The organism is Lacisediminihabitans sp. FW035, assembly GCF_054880895.1.
Window position 1 is genome coordinate 1,524,375 of sequence record NZ_CM142187.1, and the last position, 19,327, is coordinate 1,543,701.

Annotated in this window: 17 protein-coding genes; 15 read left to right on the forward strand and 2 right to left on the reverse strand. The window is 67.6% G+C overall.

All coding sequences use genetic code 11. The features are described 5' to 3' along the window. Nucleotides 1-192 precede the first annotated feature (192 nt). The 13 genes from ACVXZ4_RS07385 (at nt 193) to ACVXZ4_RS07445 (ending at nt 15,716) form a co-directional block, all read left to right on the forward strand. Nucleotides 193-549 carry a histidine triad nucleotide-binding protein gene (locus tag ACVXZ4_RS07385; protein WP_461797587.1) on the forward strand — a complete coding sequence of 119 codons (357 nt, stop codon included), beginning with the start codon at nt 193-195 and terminating at the stop codon, nt 547-549. After that, a complete protein-coding gene (locus ACVXZ4_RS07390) occupies nt 494-1,630 on the forward strand; it encodes a PhoH family protein (RefSeq protein WP_461797588.1) in 1,137 nt (378 codons plus the stop codon). Before ACVXZ4_RS07385 ends, ACVXZ4_RS07390 begins: the two co-directional genes overlap by 56 nt. Then, nucleotides 1,627-2,091: an rRNA maturation RNase YbeY gene (ybeY, locus tag ACVXZ4_RS07395; RefSeq protein WP_461797589.1), complete on the forward strand. Its 465-nt coding sequence runs from the start codon at nt 1,627-1,629 to the stop codon at nt 2,089-2,091. Before ACVXZ4_RS07390 ends, ybeY begins: the two co-directional genes overlap by 4 nt. A 7-nt stretch (nt 2,092-2,098) precedes the next feature. Then, nucleotides 2,099-3,670, forward strand: coding sequence for a hemolysin family protein (locus ACVXZ4_RS07400; protein ID WP_461797590.1), 1,572 nt, complete (start codon nt 2,099-2,101; stop codon nt 3,668-3,670). Next, nucleotides 3,667-4,584 carry a GTPase Era gene (gene era, locus ACVXZ4_RS07405; RefSeq protein WP_461797591.1) on the forward strand — a complete coding sequence of 306 codons (918 nt, stop codon included), beginning with the start codon at nt 3,667-3,669 and terminating at the stop codon, nt 4,582-4,584. The genes ACVXZ4_RS07400 and era overlap by 4 nt, the downstream gene beginning before the upstream one ends. A 40-nt stretch (nt 4,585-4,624) precedes the next feature. After that, complete coding sequence (locus ACVXZ4_RS07410; RefSeq protein ID WP_461797592.1) at nt 4,625-5,857, forward strand: sensor histidine kinase; 1,233 nt, start codon at nt 4,625-4,627, stop codon at nt 5,855-5,857. Nucleotides 5,858-5,913: 56 nt separating this feature from the next. Then, nucleotides 5,914-6,519 carry a response regulator gene (locus ACVXZ4_RS07415; protein WP_461797934.1) on the forward strand — a complete coding sequence of 202 codons (606 nt, stop codon included), beginning with the start codon at nt 5,914-5,916 and terminating at the stop codon, nt 6,517-6,519. Nucleotides 6,520-6,772: 253 nt separating this feature from the next. Further along, entirely contained in the window at nt 6,773-7,534 is a 762-nt protein-coding gene (locus tag ACVXZ4_RS07420) for an ABC transporter ATP-binding protein (RefSeq protein WP_461797593.1), read from the forward strand. Beyond that, complete coding sequence (locus tag ACVXZ4_RS07425) at nt 7,531-8,925, forward strand: ABC transporter permease (RefSeq protein WP_461797594.1); 1,395 nt, start codon at nt 7,531-7,533, stop codon at nt 8,923-8,925. The genes ACVXZ4_RS07420 and ACVXZ4_RS07425 overlap by 4 nt, the downstream gene beginning before the upstream one ends. A 189-nt stretch (nt 8,926-9,114) precedes the next feature. Continuing rightward, nucleotides 9,115-10,413, forward strand: a complete 1,299-nt coding sequence (locus ACVXZ4_RS07430; RefSeq protein WP_461797595.1) for an alpha/beta hydrolase — start codon at nt 9,115-9,117, stop codon at nt 10,411-10,413. 26 nt (nt 10,414-10,439) lie between these two features. Beyond that, on the forward strand, nt 10,440-12,872 hold the full coding sequence (locus tag ACVXZ4_RS07435) for a bifunctional lysylphosphatidylglycerol flippase/synthetase MprF (RefSeq protein WP_461797596.1): 2,433 nt from the start codon (nt 10,440-10,442) through the stop codon (nt 12,870-12,872). A gap of 163 nt (nt 12,873-13,035) precedes the next feature. Continuing rightward, entirely contained in the window at nt 13,036-14,796 is a 1,761-nt protein-coding gene (leuA, locus tag ACVXZ4_RS07440) for a 2-isopropylmalate synthase (RefSeq protein WP_461797597.1), read from the forward strand. Nucleotides 14,797-14,999: 203 nt separating this feature from the next. Then, nucleotides 15,000-15,716, forward strand: coding sequence for a phosphotransferase (locus ACVXZ4_RS07445; protein ID WP_461797598.1), 717 nt, complete (start codon nt 15,000-15,002; stop codon nt 15,714-15,716). On the opposite strand, the gene ACVXZ4_RS07450 is transcribed toward ACVXZ4_RS07445, so the two are convergent. After that, nucleotides 15,689-16,456: an SDR family oxidoreductase gene (locus tag ACVXZ4_RS07450; protein ID WP_461797599.1), complete on the reverse strand. Its 768-nt coding sequence runs from the start codon at nt 16,454-16,456 to the stop codon at nt 15,689-15,691. The genes ACVXZ4_RS07445 and ACVXZ4_RS07450 overlap by 28 nt on opposite strands. A gap of 65 nt (nt 16,457-16,521) precedes the next feature. Between ACVXZ4_RS07450 and alr the strand changes: the two genes are divergently transcribed. Together alr and ACVXZ4_RS07460 are read left to right on the forward strand one after the other, a co-directional pair. Then, nucleotides 16,522-17,655, forward strand: a complete 1,134-nt coding sequence (alr, locus tag ACVXZ4_RS07455) for an alanine racemase (RefSeq protein ID WP_461797600.1) — start codon at nt 16,522-16,524, stop codon at nt 17,653-17,655. Next, nucleotides 17,652-18,665 carry a D-alanine--D-alanine ligase family protein gene (locus ACVXZ4_RS07460; RefSeq protein ID WP_461797601.1) on the forward strand — a complete coding sequence of 338 codons (1,014 nt, stop codon included), beginning with the start codon at nt 17,652-17,654 and terminating at the stop codon, nt 18,663-18,665. The genes alr and ACVXZ4_RS07460 overlap by 4 nt, the downstream gene beginning before the upstream one ends. On the opposite strand, the gene ACVXZ4_RS07465 is transcribed toward ACVXZ4_RS07460, so the two are convergent. Beyond that, nucleotides 18,634-19,311, reverse strand: coding sequence for a trimeric intracellular cation channel family protein (locus tag ACVXZ4_RS07465; protein WP_461797602.1), 678 nt, complete (start codon nt 19,309-19,311; stop codon nt 18,634-18,636). The genes ACVXZ4_RS07460 and ACVXZ4_RS07465 overlap by 32 nt on opposite strands. Between the last annotated feature and the right edge of the window lie 16 nt (nt 19,312-19,327).

The following is a 19,327-nucleotide window of genomic DNA, read 5'->3' on the forward strand; positions in this document are numbered from 1 at the left end:
TTCGTCGTGACTCCTGATCCGGGAACGGGAACGGGAACGGGCACGGGAACGGGAGCGGGGGCGGGCCTGTCGCGGAGTGGGTTCTGCGCCGGGACTGTTCTTGCTCGTGGCCGACGGCGTAGGAATGCTACGTCGCGGGCGCTGGTAGCGAACGCCGGCACGCGGGTCGGCGGCGTCGCTTACCCTTGAGTCATGTCGACTACTGCCGAGCCCTCCCTGTTCACGCGCATCGCCGCGCGGCAGATCCCGGCCGATATCGTCTTCGAGAACGACCGCATCATCGCGATCCGGGACATCGCCCCAAAGGCCCCCGTCCACCTGCTCGTGGTGCCGAAGACGCCGGAGTACGCCAACGTGACCGAGCTCGCCGCGGGCGATCCCGTGCTGCTCGCCGAGGTCGTCTCGGTCGTGCAGCAGCTGGCCGACGAACACTGCGACGGCCAGTACCGTCTCGTCTTCAACACCGGCCCTCTCGCGGGGCAGACCATCTTCCATGTCCACGCCCACCTGCTCGGTGGTCCGCTTCCCGAAGGAACCCTTGGCCAGTAGCGATCTCACCCCCCGTCTCCCCGCGGACCACTCCGAGGACCGGCAAGCGCAGCACGTCGTCATCCGCGTCGACGGGGTCGCAATGGTGCGGCTGCTCGGGCCGCAGGATCGTCTTCTGAAGACGATCGAGCGGCAGTACCCGAACGTCTCCGTGCTCGTGCGCGGCAACGAGATCACCCTCGACGGGGATGCCCGCCAGCTGTCGGCCGCAGCCCGGCTCGTGGAAGAGCTTGTGCTGATGGTACGCAGCGACCGTGAACATGGAGAGAATGTGCTCGACGAACGCAGCGTGACCGAATCCGCGAAGATGCTCGCCACCGACCAGCGGGTGAGCCCGGCGGAGTTGCTCAGCCAGGCCATCCTCACCAGTCGGGGCAAGAGCATCCGGCCCAAGACCCTCGGGCAGAAGGACTACGTCGACGCGATCGACGAGAACACGATCGTCTTCGGCATCGGCCCCGCAGGCACGGGCAAGACCTATCTCGCGATGGCGAAGGCCGTGCAGTCGCTGCAGCGCAAGGAGGTCGAGCGCATCATCCTCACGCGTCCGGCCGTTGAGGCCGGCGAACGCCTCGGCTACCTGCCCGGCTCGCTCACCGACAAGATCGATCCGTATCTCCGTCCGCTGTACGACGCGCTCAACGAGATGATGGATCCCGAGGTCGTGCCCAAACTTCTCGCCGCTGGCACCATCGAAGTCGCCCCGCTCGCCTACATGCGGGGCCGTACCCTGAATAACGCCTTCATCGTGCTCGACGAGGCCCAGAACACCACGCCGGAACAGATGAAGATGTTCCTCACCCGGCTCGGCCATGGTTCGAAGATGGTGATCACCGGCGACATCACCCAGGTGGATCTGCCCGCCGGTGCCAGCGGTCTTCAACTCGTGACACGGGTGCTCGACGAGATCGACGAGATCCATTTCGCGCGTCTGACCAGCGAGGATGTGGTGCGTCACAACCTCGTCGGCCGCATCGTCGACGCGTACACCAAGTACGATGCAGAGCGGCAGGCCGCGCGATTCGAAGCGAGCGGCACCCGTGAGACTGCCCCGAAATCCGACAGCAGGGGTCGTCTGTGAGCATCGAGATCAACAACGAGTCGGTCATCCCGGTGGACGAGGTCGCGCTGCAGCGACTGTCGATCTACGCGCTCGACTACCTCCATGTTCACCCGGATGCCGAGCTCGCCATCGTGCTCGTCGACGAGGGCGCCATGGAACAGCTGCACCTCCAGTGGATGGACGAGCCGGGCCCGACCGACGTCCTGAGCTTTCCGATGGACGAACTCCGACCCGGCACCGAGGAGTCGATGACCCCGGCCGGGCTCCTCGGCGACATCGTGCTCTGCCCCCAGGTCGCGATCTCGCAGGCCGAGACGGCCGGCCACAGTCCGCTCGATGAGCTGCTGCTGCTCACGACCCACGGCATCCTCCATCTCCTGGGCTTCGATCACGCCGAGCCGGACGAGGAAAAGGAGATGTTCGGCATCCAGCGCGAGATCCTGGCCGGTTTCGCCGCCGCCGAGCGACGATCGAAGTAGTCTCCCCGTGATCCCGCTCTTCGTCAGCGTGGCCGTGCTCCTGGTCGTCTTCGGCGGCCTCCTCGCCGCGGCCGATGCCGCCCTCAGTGTGCTGTCGCGCGCCGACCTGCTCGAGATCGCCGCCACCTCCCGTGCCCGCAAATCGCTCACCGCCATTGCGGCGGACGTCGGCGCCCACGTCAACGCCGTCAACTTCATGCGCGTGGTGGCCGAGACCACGGCGGCGGTGCTCGTGACCCTCGCCTTCGCCTACGTGTTCGCGGAGTGGTGGTGGGCGCTGCTCGCGTCCGCTTTCATCATGACCGTGGCATCCTTCGTTCTCGTGGGATCCAGCCCGCGCAGCGTCGGGAGGGTGCACGCCCGCGCGGTGGTGCGGGTGAGCGCCTGGACGGTGCACGCCATCCGAGTATTCCTCGGCCCCATCGCCGCGGCCCTCGTCGCGATCGGCAACCGGGTGACCCCCGGCCGCACCGCCACCTTCTCTTCGGAGGAGCAACTGCTGAGCATGGTGGATGAGGCCACCGAGCTCGAGGTGCTCGAAGAAGACGATCGCGAGCTCATCCACTCCATCTTCGAGTTCAGCGACACCGTCGTGAGGGAGGTGATGATCCCGCGCACCGACATGGTGACGATCGACAGCGATGAGTCGATCGGTGCGGCGATGGGTCTGTTCCTGAGCCGGGGAGTGTCGCGGGTCCCGGTGATCGGGATCGACGTCGACGAGGTGATCGGCGTGCTCTATCTGAGGGATGTCGCGCGTCTCAGCTACGAGCGCCCCACAGGTCTTGAATCCGTGACGCTCGATTCGCTCGTGCGGCCCGCGCAGTTCATCCCCGAGTCGAAGAAGGCGGACGACACTCTTCGCCAGATGCAGCTCGAGTCCAACCATCTCGCGATGGTCGTGGACGAATACGGCGGGATCGCCGGACTCGTCACGCTGGAAGACCTCATCGAGGAGCTCGTCGGGGACATCTCCGACGAGTACGACCACGAGATCATCGAGATCGAAGACCTCGGGGATGGTCGCTACCGGGTAAGTGCGCGGCTTCCGGTCGACGAGCTCGGAGAACTCTTCGAGATCGACCTGGACGACGACGACGTCGATTCCGTTGGCGGACTGATCACGAAGGCCCTCGGTCGGCTGCCCCTTCCCGGCTCCGTTGCGACATTCTCCGGCCTGATCCTCACCGCCGAGCGCACCGAGGGGCGCCGCAAGCGTCTCAGCACCGTGCTGGTCGAGCGGGACCAGGCCCTCAGCGACGCCCAGGCCGCGTTCCGGCTCCCTTCGCCGAGGGAGTCCCGGCCCAAAGACGTAAAGCCGAAAGACGTAAAGCCGAAAGACGCGAAGCCGAAGGACGCGAAGCCGAAGGACGCGAAGCCGAAGGACGTAAAGCCGAAGGACGCGAAGCCGAAGGACGGCAAGACCACTGACGGGAAGCCGAAGGACGCGAAGCCCACGGACGCGAAGCCCACGGACGCGAAGCCCACGGACGCAGAGCCGAAGGACGCAGAGCCGAAGGTGTCGAAGTCCGAAGCCTCCCAACCGAAGAAATCCCAACCCCCAGAAGACGGTGATTGAGCGTGTCGCTTACCAATGACAACCCCTCGGAGTTCCGGGCAGGATTCGTGTCCTTCGTCGGACGGCCCAACGTGGGCAAGTCCACTCTCACCAATGCACTCGTCGGCGAGAAGGTGGCGATCACCTCGTCGAAGCCGCAGACAACCCGCCGCGCCATCCGGGGCATCGCCCATTACACGAACGGGCAGCTGATCCTGGTCGACACTCCCGGAATGCACCGCCCGCGCACGCTTCTCGGCGAGCGTTTGAACAGCATCGTGCAGACCACCCTCGGTGACGTGGATGTCGTGGCCTTCTGCATGCCGGCGGATGAGAAGATCGGCCCCGGCGATCGCTACATCAACGAGCAGCTCGATTCCTTCCCGCGCGCGAAGAAGGTCGCGATCGTCACCAAGATCGACGCGACATCGCGACCGCAGGTCGCTGCTCAGCTTCTCGCGGTGTCGGAGTTGCGCGAGTGGGAGGCGATCATCCCGGTCTCGGCGACCAGCCGCATCCAGCTCGACACCCTTGCGGCCGAACTCATCAAGCTGCTTCCCGTCTCCGCAGCGCTGTATCCGGCCGACGCGGTCACGGAGGAGGGGCTCGAATCCCGCATCAGTGAGCTGGTGCGAGAGGCCGTGCTCGAGGGCGTCGAAGACGAGCTGCCCCATTCGATCGCGGTCACCATCGATGACATCATCGAGCGGGACGACAAGGACCTCGTGGAGATCTACGCCAACCTCTTCGTCGAGCGCGACAGCCAGAAGGGCATCATCATCGGTCACCAGGGATCGAGACTGGCGGATGTCGGCGCTCGCGCCCGGGCCCAGATCGAGCCGCTCGTGGGCAAGCAGGTGTTCCTGTCGATCCGCGTGAAGGTGGCGAAGGACTGGCAGCGCGACCCGAAACAGCTCGGGCGCCTCGGATTTTGAGCGCCCGGGCGCCGAGACTGCGGCTCCCTACATCTCGAGGATGATTTCCCCCCGGATCGCCGCGGAGGTCACGCGACCCGCCTACGGTGGAGGGATGTTCCGTACCCTCCGCCGCTACCAGGTCGTCACCGACCTGTCGATCGCGGCGGCATTCTTGGTGCTGCAGTTGGCGGGGCAGTTCTCATTGAGCAACGGTGTTGTTCCCGTGTTGCTCATGCTCATCTTCTCGGGGGCCCTCGCCCTGCGGCGGTTGAGCCCGGGGCTCGCACTCGCCGGCGCCTGGATCGGGGCCATCCTGCAGATGGGCTTCGCTCTCGACGCCCCCCAGTCCTACGATCTCGCCGTACTCGCCATCCTGTTCACCACCGCGTCCTATGGGGGACGGGTCCTGCGGTGGGTGGGGCTCGGCTCGGCGGTGCTCGGCTCGGCGATCGCCACTCTCTATCTCACGTTCTTCAACGGCGGGCGCAATTCGCTGAGCACTGACCTCGCGAGCCTTCCGTCGATGCTCTCGAGCGGCGTGCTGCTCTTCTTCGGCTGCCTCACCGCTCTCGGCCTGTCGTGGACACTCGGGCTCCTCGCCAGGGCGGTGCGCCGGTCCCGGCAGAGCCGGGAGGCCCAGGTCGTGGCCGAACAGGACGTCATCGTCGAGCAGGAGCGCAACCGCATTGCGCGGGACATGCACGATGTCGTCGCGCACTCCCTCGCCGTGGTGATCGCGCAGGCCGACGGGGCACGGTATGCCCGCGAATCCGATCCGGCGGCCGTGGACGCGGCCCTCACGACCATCTCCACGACCGCCCGCGAAGCCCTCGGCGACGTTCGCATCCTGCTCGGGCAGCTGCGCCACAGCCAGGGTGAGGCTCCGCAGCCGATGCTCACCGACCTCGACACCCTGGTCGACCAGCTGCGCGGTTCCGGCCTCGTGGTGAGCCGGGAGACCGTCGGAGAGGATCGCCCTCTAGCCACAGCCCAGCAACTCGCGGTCTATCGGATAAGCCAGGAAGCCCTCACGAACGCCCTTCGGCATGGCGACACCGACCGGGAAGTGCGGCTCATCTTCTCGTGGAGGCCCGATGCCCTCCGCTTGGTCATCTCGAGCGCGCTCAGCGATCCCCAGGGCGCCGACGATATCCACCCTGGTGGACATGGCCTCGCGGGGATGCGCGAACGGGCCGTTCTGGTGGGCGGCACCTTCTCAGCGGGCATCGATGCCGAGCGGTGGGTCGTCACTGCGACGATCCCGCTGAGCATCGAGGCGGTCAGGCTGTGAGCGTCATCCGTGTCGGGCTCGTGGACGACCAATCGCTCTTCCGTGCCGGCGTGCGCATGCTCGTCGACTCGCAACCCGACCTCGCGGTCGTGGGGGAGGCGAGCAACGGCGTCGAGGCCGTCGCGATGGCGGCCGAGACCCGTCCCGATGTGATCCTGATGGACATCCGGATGCCGGTGATGGACGGAATCGCGGCCACCACCGAGGTGCTGAAGCGAGCGGATGCCCGCGGCGGCAGCCTGCCCCGCATCATCGTGCTCACCACCTTCGATCTCGACGAGGCCGCGACCCGGGCGATCCGCGGGGGAGCGAGCGGATTCGTTTTGAAGGACGCCGATCCCGAATTCCTGCTCGCGGCGATTCGCACGGTGCATGCGGGTAATGCCGTGATCGCGGCATCCGCCACCAGAGAGCTGTTCGAGCACTTCGCGCCCGCAGGAGCACGTCCGTTGGCACCGGTCGCATTCGGACAGCTGACCGCGCGGGAACGCGACATCTTCCAGCTGGCCGCGCGTGGTCTCAGCAATTCCGAGATCGCGTCGGGGGAGTACCTGAGCGAGGCGACGGTGAAGACGCACATCAGCCGGATCCTCGGCAAGCTCGGCCTGCGTGACCGGGTGCAGCTCGTGGTCTTCGCGTTCGAGAACGGGTTGAACACGTAGCGGCGCCCGTCGCGCGTCGGTGCCGTGGGGCGCTGGGGTCAGCGATCGCGGATCTTGGTTCGCGGATCAGGGTTTGCGGGGCGGATGCGGCGTGTCGCGGCTCGCGAGAGCGGCGTGTCGCGTGCGAATCCTGATCCGTGAACGGGGTCGACCGTCGCCCGGGCCGCCGACGGGCCGAGGTCATCCGCTGGATGTACGGCGGTCGAGACCTCCGCCCGATGCCCGCGCCGAGACGCGACCGTAGCGTCGGAGTATGTCATTCAATCATTCCGAAGCCGGGCTCGTCGCCCGGGTCTCCCACCTCACCAAATCCTACGGATCGGCCTCCAACCCGGTCACCGCCCTCGACGATGTCTCCATCGGCATCCGCACCGGCGAGTTCACGGCCATCATGGGTCCGAGCGGGTCGGGCAAGTCCACGCTCATGCACATCATGGCCGGACTCGACTCGGCCACGTCGGGAGCGGCTTGGCTCGGCAACACCGAGATCACCGGCCTGCCGGATGCCGACCTCACCATCCTGAGGCGGCGACGGGTCGGCTTCGTGTTCCAGTCCTTCAACCTCGTGCCGACGCTCGACGTGAGGGGCAACATACTGCTGCCGTTCGAGCTCGACGGGCGTCGGCCCACCCGCGACGAATCGGCCTGGATCGACCGGTTGATCGACTCGCTCGGCCTCGGCGACCGCCTGAAGCATCGTCCGCACGAGCTCTCGGGCGGGCAGCAGCAGCGGGTCGCCATCGCCCGTGCGCTCGGAACGCGACCCGACCTGGTCTTCGCCGACGAGCCGACCGGCAATCTCGACTCGCGCACCGGGCGGGAGGTGCTCTCCCTGCTCGCGGCCGCCAGTGCGGAATACGGTCAGAGCATCGCGATGGTCACCCACGATCCGATCGCGGCGAGCTACGCCGACCGCATCCTGTTCCTCGCGGACGGGCGAGTAGTCGACGATCGCGCGCGGTCCTCCGCCGAGGAGATCTCCCGCTTCATGCTGTCGATGGAGAAGGCGGCATGAGGCCCCTCGCGGAACACGTCCCGAGCACTCTCGTCGCGACGCTCAGCGCGGCGTTCGGAGTATGCCTCCTCGAGACGACCGGCGTCCTCGCCCAGGTGATCTCGGCCGACAGCGTCACCGGTTCGAGCGCTACCGTCGCGGTGATGCTGCAGATAGCGGCCTCGGTCTTCATCGTGATCGCGGTCTACGTCGGAGCGATCGTCACGGCCAACACCTTCGCCACGATCATTGCCGGCCGCACCCGCACGATCGCGCTCTATCGCCTGATCGGCTCGAGCGCCGCGGACCAGAGGCGTGCTGTCGCTAGGGAGGGCCTGGCCGTCGGTGCGATCGGATCCGTGCTTGGCGCCGTCATCGGCACCGGTATCACCGTCGGTTTCATCACCGTGTCGGTGGCGACCGGACTGGTGCCCTCGCACAGCTACCGCTACCTCGAGCCGGTGATCGCGCTGCCGATCGTCGCGGTCGTGCTCACGACCTGGCTCGCCTCATGGGTCGGCTCGCGCCGAGTGCTGCAGGTCTCGCCGATGCAGGCGACCGGGGGAGCGGTGGAGAAGTCCCTCGACGAGGCGACCGGCAATCGTCGACGCAACGTCGTCGCCATCGTGTTGTTCGCGATCGGCGGTGCCCTCCTCGTGCTCGGCATGGTGATCGGCCTCGTCTCCCCGGCCGGCGTGCTCGTCGGTGTGGTCGGTGGGTTGCTCTCGTTCACCGGACTCGTGCTCGGATCGCAGCTGGTGATGCCGGTCGCACTGAAATTGACCGGGCGGATGTTCGGACGCAGCGCCCCCGCACGGCTCGCCGCCGAGAACGCGGTGCGGTACCCCGAGCGCAGCTCCCGCACGACGATCGGGCTCGTGATCGGCGTCACCCTCATCACGATGTTCGCCGTCTGTGTCGAGAGCTACCAGGTGATCATCGCCGAGGCGCAGAAAGCCCAGCCCGAGGTGTACCAGGGGGTCGACCAGACCCTGTCCGTCACCGTGGTGGTCTTCTCGGTGCTCATGGGGTTCAGTGCCCTCATCGCGGCTGTCGGCATGGTGAACAACCTGTCGATGAGTGTGTTGCAACGCACGCGGGAACTCGGGCTGCTTCGCGCACTCGGCTTCACGGCCCGCCAGGTGCGAGCGATGATCCTCGCCGAGAGTGCCCAGTTGACGGTCGCGGCCGTGCTGGTCGGACTCGTTCTCGGCACCTTCTATGGCTGGGCTGGTGCCCAGTCCCTGCTCGGGTCGATCTCCGGCTCACCTGGTCTCGTGCTCCCCGCGATCCCGGCCGGCCTCCTGGGGATCCTGGCGGTCGCGGCCGCGGTGCTGACCCTTGCGGCCTCCATCGCCCCGTCGCGCCGAGCCACCCGGATCGCGCCGGTCGCGGCTCTCGCTGTGGAATAGTCCTCGCCGAGAATGCGGGCGGCGCGGTAAATCAGTGGGGCGTGGTCGGCGGTGAACACAGCCGCCGGCCAGCTAACCGCCGGACTTCCCTGAGGGCTCTCACAGGGAGGTCGCCAGGCTCGTTCTCATGGTCGGTCACGTGTCCATAATGGGCCTGCGCAATTGCTGCGTGTGTGTGAGGGGAACCCGATGTTGCATCAACTGCTCGACCTCCGTCTCGAGACGGGGCCGTTCCCGGTGGTCGTGTACTCGCTCGCTCTCGTCACTCTCGTAGTGCTCGCCACTCGCCGCCCCGTGCGTCGCTGGCTGCCCATCCAGTTGCTCGGCGCGCTTGCCGGTGCGGGTGTCGGCTTGATCCTGGCCTGGCTGATCAGTGACGTCTGGGACAGCTTCGGAGTCGCGCTCACCCCGGTGACCCGCCTGTGGTTCGCGTTGGGTGTCGGGGGGATCGGATTCGCGCTCGCCGGCCTGTGGCGCGCTCGAGTCTGGCGCGTGGTGCTTGCCAGCACCGGCGTCTTCCTGTTCGCATTCGCCGGCGCGATCGGCGTGAACGCGGATGTCGCGGAGTTCCCGACCCTCGGCGCCGCCCTCGGCGTCAACTCGATCGGCAGGCTCGCGTTGCCCAGTGCCCGGCCGGCGCCGACCAGTACTGCTCTCGAGACCCTCGCGTTGAGCTGGCATGCGCCGGTCGACATGCCGAAGACCGGAACTGTCGGTGCCGTCACCATCCCCGCCACGGTGTCTCATTTCGCCGCCCGCAGCGCCCTCGTCTACCTGCCGCCCGCGGCCCTTGTCGCGAATGCGCCGCGCCTTCCCGTACTCGAGATGCTCTCGGGGCAGCCGGGCGCCCCGGCAAATCTGATCACCTCTGGCGCGATGGAGACAATCCTCGACCAGTTCGCGGCCACCCATGACGGCCTCGCTCCGATCGTGGTCATCCCCGATCAGCTCGGAGCCCCCCAGCTCAATCCGATGTGCGTCGATTCGTCGCTCGGCAACTCGGCGACCTACCTCACGGTGGACGTCCCGAGCTGGATCACGCATCACCTGCGCGTGTTGCCGGGCCGCGCCGACTGGGCGATCGGCGGATTCTCCCAGGGAGGAACCTGCTCGATCCAGCTCGGCGCGAAGTACCGTGGCATCTACGGGAGCATCTTCGACATCTCCGGCCAACTCGCGCCATTCCGCACCTCGCTGGCCCTCACCATCGCTAAGGGATTCGGCGGTTCACCGGCGGCGTATGCCGCAGCGGCACCGGTCGCGCTCCTCGCGGCCGGTGCGCCGTACGCCGATACCCTCGGCGTGTTCTTCGTCGGCCAGAACGACACGCGCTATGGTGCGGCGTCCCTCACGGTCTCTAATGCTGCCCGGGCGGCGGGCATGACCGTGCACTACGAGCAGTCGCCGGGCACCGCCCACGACTGGCACACCGTGCAGTTCGCGCTGAGACAGGGCATCCCGATCCTCGCAGACCACTGGGGCCTCTGATGCGGCGCTGGATCTCGGAACGCCGGGTGAGCATCTCGCTCGCCGGCCTGATGCTCGTGCTCGCCTTCGTCACCGGTTCGCTCCTGCACGGGCCCCGGCGCGCGCTTCGGCCGAAGGTCGGCACCGGTCTCGACGCCTTCCTCGAGACGCACAATCCGCTGTCGCCGATCACGTCGGTACTGTTCGCGTCCGGGGTGGTCGAGCTGCTGCTGGCGGTCGCGGCCATCGTGATCCTCGTGGGTGCCGCCGAGCGACTGATGGGGTGGTGGCGCACGCTTCTGGCGTTCGTGGTGACCGCGTACATCGGCGCGGGGCTCGGGATGCTGCTCCAGGCTGCCGGGCTGCTCGCCCGGGAGATCTGGGCAGTACGCATCCAGGAGATGATCATCTTCGACCCCTTCACCGCCATCTCGGGCACTCTTCTCACCGCCAGCGCATTCGCCGGCCCCCTGTGGCGCCGTCGGGTTCGCATCCTCGGATTCTCCGCCCTCACCATCGTGTTCCTGTATTCGGGGCAGCCCTCGGACCTGTTCCGCATCATCGCCGCCCTCGCCGGCCTGGTGCTCGGAATGCTGCTCGCCCGCACTCGCCCCACCACCCGGTGGACGAGGAGCTCGCACTACGAGGCGCGCAGCCTCACAGCGGTGCTGCTCATGATCACCGCGGCCGGGCCATTCGTGAGCATCTTCACGCCGGCGAGGTACGGCCCGCTGCATCCGCTAGGCATGCTGTTCCGTGACCAGCTGCCCCGGATGCAGACGGTCGTGCACCACTGCCTCGGCCATGCGACTTCGCCCGGATGCCACCTGCAGCTCGATCTCGCGAGCATCAACGGTCCCGGCACGGTGTTGCTCGCACCATTGCCGCTTGTGGTCTTGATCGTCGCGGCGCTCGGAATGCTGCGGGGTCGCCGCAGCGCCGCCCTCATCGCCATTGCGGTGAACCTGTTCCTCGCGCTCGTCGCGGGGTTCTACTACGGATTCCTGCCGGCCTTCGGCAGCGATGAGGCGGTCTCCGACTACGCGTCCGGCCTCGAACCGGTGGTCCGGCTCGCGGTGTCGGTGCTCGTCCCGCTCGTGATCGCGGCCCTCATCGCGATCAATCTGCGCCACTTCACAGTGCGCATCCCACGGTCGGCCATGGTGCGCTTCGTCGTCACGGTCGTGGGCACCTTCGTGGCCCTGTGCCTGCTCTACCTCGGTGCCGGATGGCTCGACAGGCTCCAGTTCCGCCCCGCACCCACCCTCGGGCAACTACTCCTCGACCTGCCAGACCGCTTCGTGCCTGTCGGTTTCCTGCGCCTCGAGACTGTGCCGTTCATCCCGATAGCTCCGTTCACTCGTGTGCTGTACCAGGGCATCGGGCCGGTCTTCTGGCTGGTGCTCATCGCTGCCACGCTCCCGCTCTTCTTCTCGGATCGGGTGCGCTACAGCTTCGCGGAACGCGACAGAGCCCGAACCCTCCTGCTCGAGGGTGGAAGCTCCATCGGCCACATGGCGCTCTGGGACGGCAACGACTACTGGTTCAGCGCCGATGGTCGGTCTGCCCTCGCATACCGGGTCGTCTCCGGCGTCGCGCTCACCACGGGAGGGCCGCTCGGCCGACCGGACTCCGCCGCGGAGGCGGTGCGGCAGTTCGCGGTCTACTGCGACGACAATGGGTGGACCCCGGTGTTCTACAGCATCGACCACGAGTTCCAGTCCCAGTTCGACGCCATGGGCTGGAGCACGATGGTGGTCGCCGAGGAGACCATCGTGCATCCCGCCACCTTCTCCACCCAGGGCAAGAGCTGGCAGGACGTGCGCTCGTCGATCAACCGGGCCGAGCGCCTCGGGGTCCACGCCGTCTGGACGACCTGGGCGAAACTCTCCCTCGCTCACAGTGCGCAGATCGAAGCGATCTCCGAAGCCTGGGTCGCCGACAAGAAGCTTCCCGAGCTCGGCTTCACCCTCGGCGGCATGGACGAGCTGCGCGATCCGGATGTCGCGGTGCTGCTCGCCGTCGGTGACGACGATGTCGTCGAGGCGGTCACGAGCTGGATGCCCACCTACCGGGAGGGCGAGATCGTGGGCTGGACCCTCGACTTCATGCGTCGCCGACCCGGGAGCATGAACGGGGTGATGGAGTTCCTCATCGCCTCGGCCGCCCTGCTCATGCAGCAGCGGGGCATCGAGTTCATGAGCCTCTCGGCCGCTCCGCTCGCCCGCCGCGAGTCGACCTCCGAGGAGTCCGACGGCACGGATCGCCTCCTCGACTTCCTCGCGCGGAGCCTCGAGCCGGTCTACGGTTTCCAGTCGCTCTTCACCTTCAAGCAGAAGTTCAAACCAGAACTGAAGCCGATGCTGATGGCCTACCCCGATCCGCTCGCCCTTCCGGCGATCGGCGCCGCACTCGGTCGGGCCTACCTTCCCTCGCTCAGCGTGCCGCAGACCGTGCGCTTCCTGCGGGGACGGGGCTAGGCGACCGCCGGGGCCGACGGTGCTATCCTCGGGATTGTGCTGTTCGGTCTGCTCCTTCTTAGCTGCCGCGACGAGTCCTAACCCAGGCCTCCCTCGTCGCGGAGACTGGTGCTGCAACAGCGCCGTTGGCTGACCACCTCAGACCAAGCGAAAGAACGAGACCATGAAGAACACCCAGTCGGCTTCTGCAATGCCGATCCACAAGTACCGCCCGTACCACGAGACCCTCACCGTCGACCTGCCCGACCGCACCTGGCCGTCCAAGCGGATCACCGCCGCTCCGCGCTGGTGCGCGGTCGACCTGCGCGACGGCAACCAGGCACTCATCGATCCGATGAGCCCAGAGCGCAAGCGCATCATGTTCGACCTGCTGGTGCGCATGGGCTACAAGGAGATCGAGGTCGGCTTCCCGTCCGCGTCCCAGACGGACTTCGACTTCGTGCGCAGCCTCATCGACGACGACTTGATTCCGGATGACGTCACCATCCAGGTGCTCACCCAGGCGCGCGACGCCCTGATCACGCGCACCTACGAGTCGCTCATCGGTGCAAAGCGGGCCATCGTGCATCTTTACAACTCCACCAGCGTGCTGCAGCGCGACGTCGTGTTCCGCACCGACAAGCAGGGCATCATCGACATCGCCCTCGAGGGAGCTCGCCTCTGCAAGGCGGCGGAGTCGATCACCCCAGGCACCGAGATCTTCTACGAGTACTCGCCCGAGAGCTACACCGGCACCGAGCTCGAGTTCGCGCTCGAGGTCTGCAACAAAGTGATCGCGATCTTCCAGCCGACCCCGGAGCGCAAGGTCATCATCAACCTGCCCGCCACTGTGGAGATGGCCACCCCCAACGTGTACGCGGACTCGATCGAGTGGATATCGCGCCGCCTCGACCAGCGCGAGAACATCATCCTCTCGCTGCATCCGCACAACGACCGGGGCACCGCAGTCGCGGCCGCCGAGCTTGGCTACCTGGCCGGGGCCGACCGCATCGAAGGCTGTCTCTTCGGCAACGGCGAGCGCACGGGAAACGTCGACATCGTCGCCCTCGGCATCAACCTGTTCACCCAGGGAATCGACCCGCAGATCGACTTCAGCGACCTCGACGAGGTCAAGCGCACGGTCGAGTACGTGAACCAGTTGCCGGTACCGGAGCGCCATCCCTGGGCCGGCGACCTGGTCTACACCGCGTTCAGCGGCTCCCACCAGGACGCGATCAAGAAGGGCTTCGAGGCGATGGCCGCGGATGCCGCCGACAAGGGTGTGACCGTCGATGAGCTGGTCTGGGCCGTGCCGTACCTGCCGATCGACCCCAAGGACCTCGGTCGAAGCTACGAGGCCGTCATCCGCGTGAACTCCCAGTCGGGCAAGGGCGGAGTGGCCTACCTGCTCAAGAACGACCACGCCCTCGACCTGCCGCGCAAGCTTCAGATCGAGTTCTCCGGCGTCGTGCAGGCCAAGACGGATGCCGAGGGAGGCGAGGTCACCAGCGCCGAGATCTGGGAGATCTTCCAGGACGAATACCTGCCGGCGTCCGTGGCGGAGCACAAATGGGGCCAGTTCGAACTGGCCTCGACGCGTACGCAGAGCGACATGACCGGCACCGTATCGCTGCACACCGAGCTGCGGGTGGGGGAGCAGTTCGTGTCGACCGACACCACCGGCAACGGCCCGATCGCAGCCTTCCTGAACGTGCTCACCGAGCAGGGCGTCGAGGTCAAGCTGTACGACTACGTTGAGCACGCCCTCAGCGGTGGCGGGGACGCGCTTGCCGCGGCCTACGTCGAGCTGAACGTCAACGGTGTGCGTCTCTGGGGGGTCGGCATCGACGCTGACATCTCCACGGCATCGCTCAAGGCCGTCGTCTCGGCCGTCAACCGGGCCGTACGCGAACAGTCGGGCGACCGCGAACTGGCCTCGGTCTAGGCGTTCGGCCTCGCGGGAGTCTCTCGACCTCTGCGCCCGCGAGTGACACTCGCGCATTCCCGTTCGGGTGCGCGTGTCACTCGCGGGCGCAGAGACGATGGCGAGGCGTGCGGTCCGCGTGTCCTCGGCGTGTCCTCGGATGGGCCCGCGACGCGCGTCATCTTGCCACCCGCACCGTCCCGCCACCCGCGTAGCCTGAGTCGATGCGAGCCGGGCCATTCGACCACACGCCCCTCCCGCCCGACCTGGTGGCGCTGGGAGTCTCCCTCGAGCCCGTTTGGCGCAATGAACTGGCCGGACTCACGTTCCGTGGGCGGATCGGCGCGGAATCGGTGTTCGTCAAGTGGGCGCCAGCCGGCGTCGGTCTCGACCTCGCTGCCGAGCGGGACCGGATGCTGTGGGCGATCGCCTACAGTCCGGTGCCCGTGGTGCTCGACTACCGTGAGTCTGCCGACGGAGAGGTGCTCGTGACGCGGGCGATCCAGGCCGAGAGCGCGGTCAGCGAGCGGTGGCTGGCCGACCCCGCCGGCGCGGTGCGTGGGCTCGCGATCGGGCTGCGGCAGTGGCACGACGCACTTCCGCCCTCCGACTGCCCGTTCGACTGGTCCCCGGCGACGCGGATCTTCGGTCTCTCCGGACGTGCCGATCTCGCGTCATCCCCGCCGATCGACCGGCTGGTGGTCTGCCATGGCGACCCGTGCGCTCCCAACACCCTGCTCTCCGACGACGGTGTCGCCGTGGCGCAGGTCGATCTGCAGAGGCTCGGAGTCGCGGATCGCTGGGCGGACATCGCCGTCGCCGCCCGCAACACCGCCCTCAACTACGGCCCGGGATGGGAGCCGGCCTTTCTGGAGGCCTACGGTGTCGACCCGGACCCTTTGAGGCAGCGGTACTACCTCGAGCTCTGGGATCGCACGTGAGGATACCGCTCCGCGAGGTAGTCGTCGAAGGTGGCTCGTCCGAACGGGGGACCGGGTACCAGGTTGTGCCCGGCGGCGAACGCCTCGACGGTGCGACCGGGAATCCGAAGCGGCGCGAGCGGTCGGTGTGATCCCGACGCTGCCTTCCACCGCAGGGCGAGTTCGCGGCCGGTGAGCACCTGTGGCCCACCGATGTCGGTCGCGCGCCCCGCCGGGTCCGCCGTGGCGAGTTCCGCGAGGCGGGCGGCAACCTCCTCGACCGCGATCGGCTGCAGGGAGAACCGCGGAACCAGGGTCACCGGCAGCACCCGCCGCTGAGCGCTGAACAGACCGTCGACGAAGGAGTGGAACTGGGTGGCGCGCAAGATGCTGTACGGGATCTCCGAGTCGATTACCGCCTGTTCCGCTTCGAGTTTGCCGAGGTAGTAGGGCAACGGGATGTCGGCGACACCGACGATCGACACGTAGACGAGGTGACCGACCCCGGCGGTGCGGGCGAAAGTGGCCAGCAGGCGGGTGGCCGCGACATCCCGGGCAGAGCCCGTGCTGGCCAGGTGCACGACGGTGTCGACCCGCGAGAGTGCTCTCCCGAGGCCGCGCCCCGTCAGGAGGTCGCCGGAGACCACGCCGGCGGACCTTCCGCGGCTCAGTACACGAACGTCGTGGCCCTCCGCGCGGAGGGCCCCGACGGTCGGCCGGCCGAGTTGCGCGGTACCTCCGGTGACCAGGATCGACGTCATGCAGCACATTGTGCCTCACCGCAAGACGTCGTGGGAGGTCGTGATGCCCCCGGTATTCTGGAGCCATGACGTCGCCGGAGCTCCCGCACTCCACGGCCCTCGCCACCCGCATCGTCGATCTCGGTGCCATCGCCCGCAACATCGGACGCATCCGGGACATCACGAACACCCCGATCCTCGCGGTCGTGAAAGCCGACGCCTTCGGTCACGGCATCATCGAGGTGGCGAACACCTCCCTCGAAGCCGGAGCGGCGTGGCTCGGCGTCGCGACAGTGGACGAAGCGCTCTCCCTTCGCTCCGCAGGGATCACCGCTCCGGTGCTGTGCTGGCTCGCCGATCCCTGGTGCGACCTGCGCGCGGCAGTCGCCGCGGGCGTGACCGTTTCCTGTGCCAATACCGAGACCCTCGAGGCCATCGCCGCCCTCGGGGAGCCCGCGGAGGTGCACCTGGAGCTGGATACGGGCATGTCGCGGGGTGGCGCTCCCGAGTCGGCGTGGGACGCACTCTTCGCCTCGGCGCTCGCAGCTCCCTCGGTACGGGTCACCGGACTCTGGTCCCACCTGGCCCTCGCCGCCGACGCCGAGCCGGAGGCCACGACGGCGCAGGTGGCCGCCTTCGAGCGCGGCGTCGCTCGTGCTCGCCGCCTCGGCCTCTCGCCGGGCATCCTGCACCTCGCCAATTCTGCGGGAGCCCTCGAGCATCCCGACACCTGGTACGACCTCGTGCGGTGCGGAGCCGCCCTCTACGGGATCGAGACCGTGATCGGTCGCACCCACGGGCTCGAGCCGGCGATGCGCGTCGTCTCACGGGTGACTCAGCTCAAGCGCGTGGCGGCCGGCACCGGGGTCAGCTACAACCATGCCTGGGTCTCCGCTGTCGAGACGACACTCGTGCTCGTCCCGGCGGGCTATGGCGACGGCATCCCGCGCGATCTCTCCCACGGCGGTGAAGTGGTGATCGGCGGTGTGCGTCACCCGGTGGTCGGAGCGATCTCGATGGACCAGCTCGTGGTGGATGTCGGGGACGCCGACGTCGTGCTCGGTGCCGGGGTGGTGTTGCTCGGGAGCCCCGCCGACGGGGAGCCGGACTCCCAGGAATGGGCCGCGGTAACCGGTACGATCGCCCACGAGATACTCACCGGACTCGGCGGCCGGATGGATCGGCGCCATTCCACCCAGACCAGAGGGACTCTTTCGTGAAGCGCATCGGCATCATCTTCGGCGGGGCGAACAACGAGCACGAGGTGTCGTGCAATTCGGCTCGGAGCGTGGCATCCCATCTCGATCCCGAGAGATTCGAGCCGGTCCTCATCGGCATCGATCGCGCGGGCGGCTGGCATCGTCTCGATTCGGTGGATGCCCTCGCTGACGCCGGCGACGGCACCCGGTTCCCCGACCTCGACGGTGTCGACATCGCGTTCCCCGCGCTGCACGGCCGGTTCGGTGAAGACGGCACCGTGCAGGGGCTCCTCGAGCTCGCACGCATCCCGTACGTGGGCTGTGGGGTGCTCTCGAGTGCCCTCGCGATGGACAAGCTCCTCGCCCAGCGCCTCCTCGAGCTCGCCGGCATCCCGACCATCCCGACCTCCGCGGTGACGGCGGAGACGATGGGCGACGCGGTCTCCCTCGCCGATGCGCTCGGCTACCCCGTCTTCGTCAAACCGAACCGTTCGGGGTCGAGCGTCGGAGCGAGCCGGGTCGAGACCGCCGAAGGGGTCGCCGACGCGATCGCGCTCGCCCTCGAGCACGACTCGACCGCGCTCATCCAGAAGACGATCGTCGGCGATGAGGTGGATCTCGGGGTGCTGCAGCAGGTCGACGGCAGCCTGGCCGTCGGTGCGCCCCTGCGCATCGTCACCGAAGACTCGACGGCCTTCTTCGACTACACCGCGAAGTACACCGCCGGCGGCGGAGCGACCCTCGAGGTGCCCGCTCAGATTCCGAATGCCGCAACCGAGCGTCTCCGGGAGTTCGCGACGCTCGCCTTCCGCACCCTCGACTGCGAGGGGATCGCCCGCGTGGATTTCTTCCTCGGGGCGGACGGCACGATCACCCTCAACGAGGTGAACACATTGCCGGGTCTCACCGCCTTCAGCCAGTATCCGCGCATGTGGCAGGCCGTCGGCGTGAGCTACACCGAGCTGCTCAGCCGCCTGATCGATCGTTCGGTCGTCGCGTTCAGCGGCGAGCGGAGCGCCGTCGCCATCTAGGCATCCGCTCGAGGCGGCGCTGCTCGGGCAAGCTCCACTTGAAGAGCACCGCAAGCACCCGTACCCCGAAGGTGACCGCGACGCAGACCACCGCGGCGACGAACATCGGCACGTCGAGTGCGACGAGTCCCACGAGCGTGCCGGCCCCGGCGACTGCCGCGATGGCGTAGAGCGATCCGACGTGCATGAGGGCGATCGGAAGGTTGAGCAGCAGGTCGCGCAGGATCGACCCACCGACCGCGGAGAGCACTCCGACGAAGACCGAGGGGATCTCCGGCAGCCCGAGCGTGAGCGCTTTCGTCGTGCCGATGGCGCAGAACAAACCGATGGTGAGGGCGTCGAGGCCGGTGATCACCGGGCCGAGACGTTGGAACAGTCGCTCGAGCAGCATCCCGAGCAGTGCCGCACCGACCGCGACCATGAGGTACCAGTTGAGTTGAAGGGCGACCGGCACCTGGTTGAGGAGCAGGTCGCGGAAGAGCCCGCCACCGGTGCCGGCGGCGATGCCGATGAGCGCGATTCCGAGGAGATCGAGCCGGCGATCGCGGAACTGTGCGGCGAACATTGCACCCTGCACGCTGCCGACGGCGATGGCGAGGAGATCCGCCCAGAGCGGGATGATGAGAGGGCTGACGTTCACAGTCATTGGTACCACGGCACGG

Bases quoted from the DNA above. Each gene is read 5' to 3' on its own strand.
- ACVXZ4_RS07385 (WP_461797587.1), top strand. From the start codon at position 193: ATGTCGACTACTGCCGAGCCCTCCCTGTTCACGCGCATCGCCGCGCGG.
- ACVXZ4_RS07390 (WP_461797588.1), top strand. From the start codon at position 494: ATGTCCACGCCCACCTGCTCGGTGGTCCGCTTCCCGAAGGAACCCTTG.
- ACVXZ4_RS07410 (WP_461797592.1), top strand. From the start codon at position 4,625: ATGATTTCCCCCCGGATCGCCGCGGAGGTCACGCGACCCGCCTACGGT.
- ACVXZ4_RS07415 (WP_461797934.1), top strand. From the start codon at position 5,914: ATGCTCGTCGACTCGCAACCCGACCTCGCGGTCGTGGGGGAGGCGAGC.
- ACVXZ4_RS07420 (WP_461797593.1), top strand. From the start codon at position 6,773: ATGTCATTCAATCATTCCGAAGCCGGGCTCGTCGCCCGGGTCTCCCAC.
- ACVXZ4_RS07425 (WP_461797594.1), top strand. From the start codon at position 7,531: ATGAGGCCCCTCGCGGAACACGTCCCGAGCACTCTCGTCGCGACGCTC.
- ACVXZ4_RS07430 (WP_461797595.1), top strand. From the start codon at position 9,115: ATGTTGCATCAACTGCTCGACCTCCGTCTCGAGACGGGGCCGTTCCCG.
- leuA (WP_461797597.1), top strand. From the start codon at position 13,036: ATGAAGAACACCCAGTCGGCTTCTGCAATGCCGATCCACAAGTACCGC.
- ACVXZ4_RS07445 (WP_461797598.1), top strand. From the start codon at position 15,000: ATGCGAGCCGGGCCATTCGACCACACGCCCCTCCCGCCCGACCTGGTG.
- ACVXZ4_RS07450 (WP_461797599.1), bottom strand. From the start codon at position 16,456: ATGACGTCGATCCTGGTCACCGGAGGTACCGCGCAACTCGGCCGGCCG.
- alr (WP_461797600.1), top strand. From the start codon at position 16,522: ATGACGTCGCCGGAGCTCCCGCACTCCACGGCCCTCGCCACCCGCATC.
- ACVXZ4_RS07465 (WP_461797602.1), bottom strand. From the start codon at position 19,311: ATGACTGTGAACGTCAGCCCTCTCATCATCCCGCTCTGGGCGGATCTC.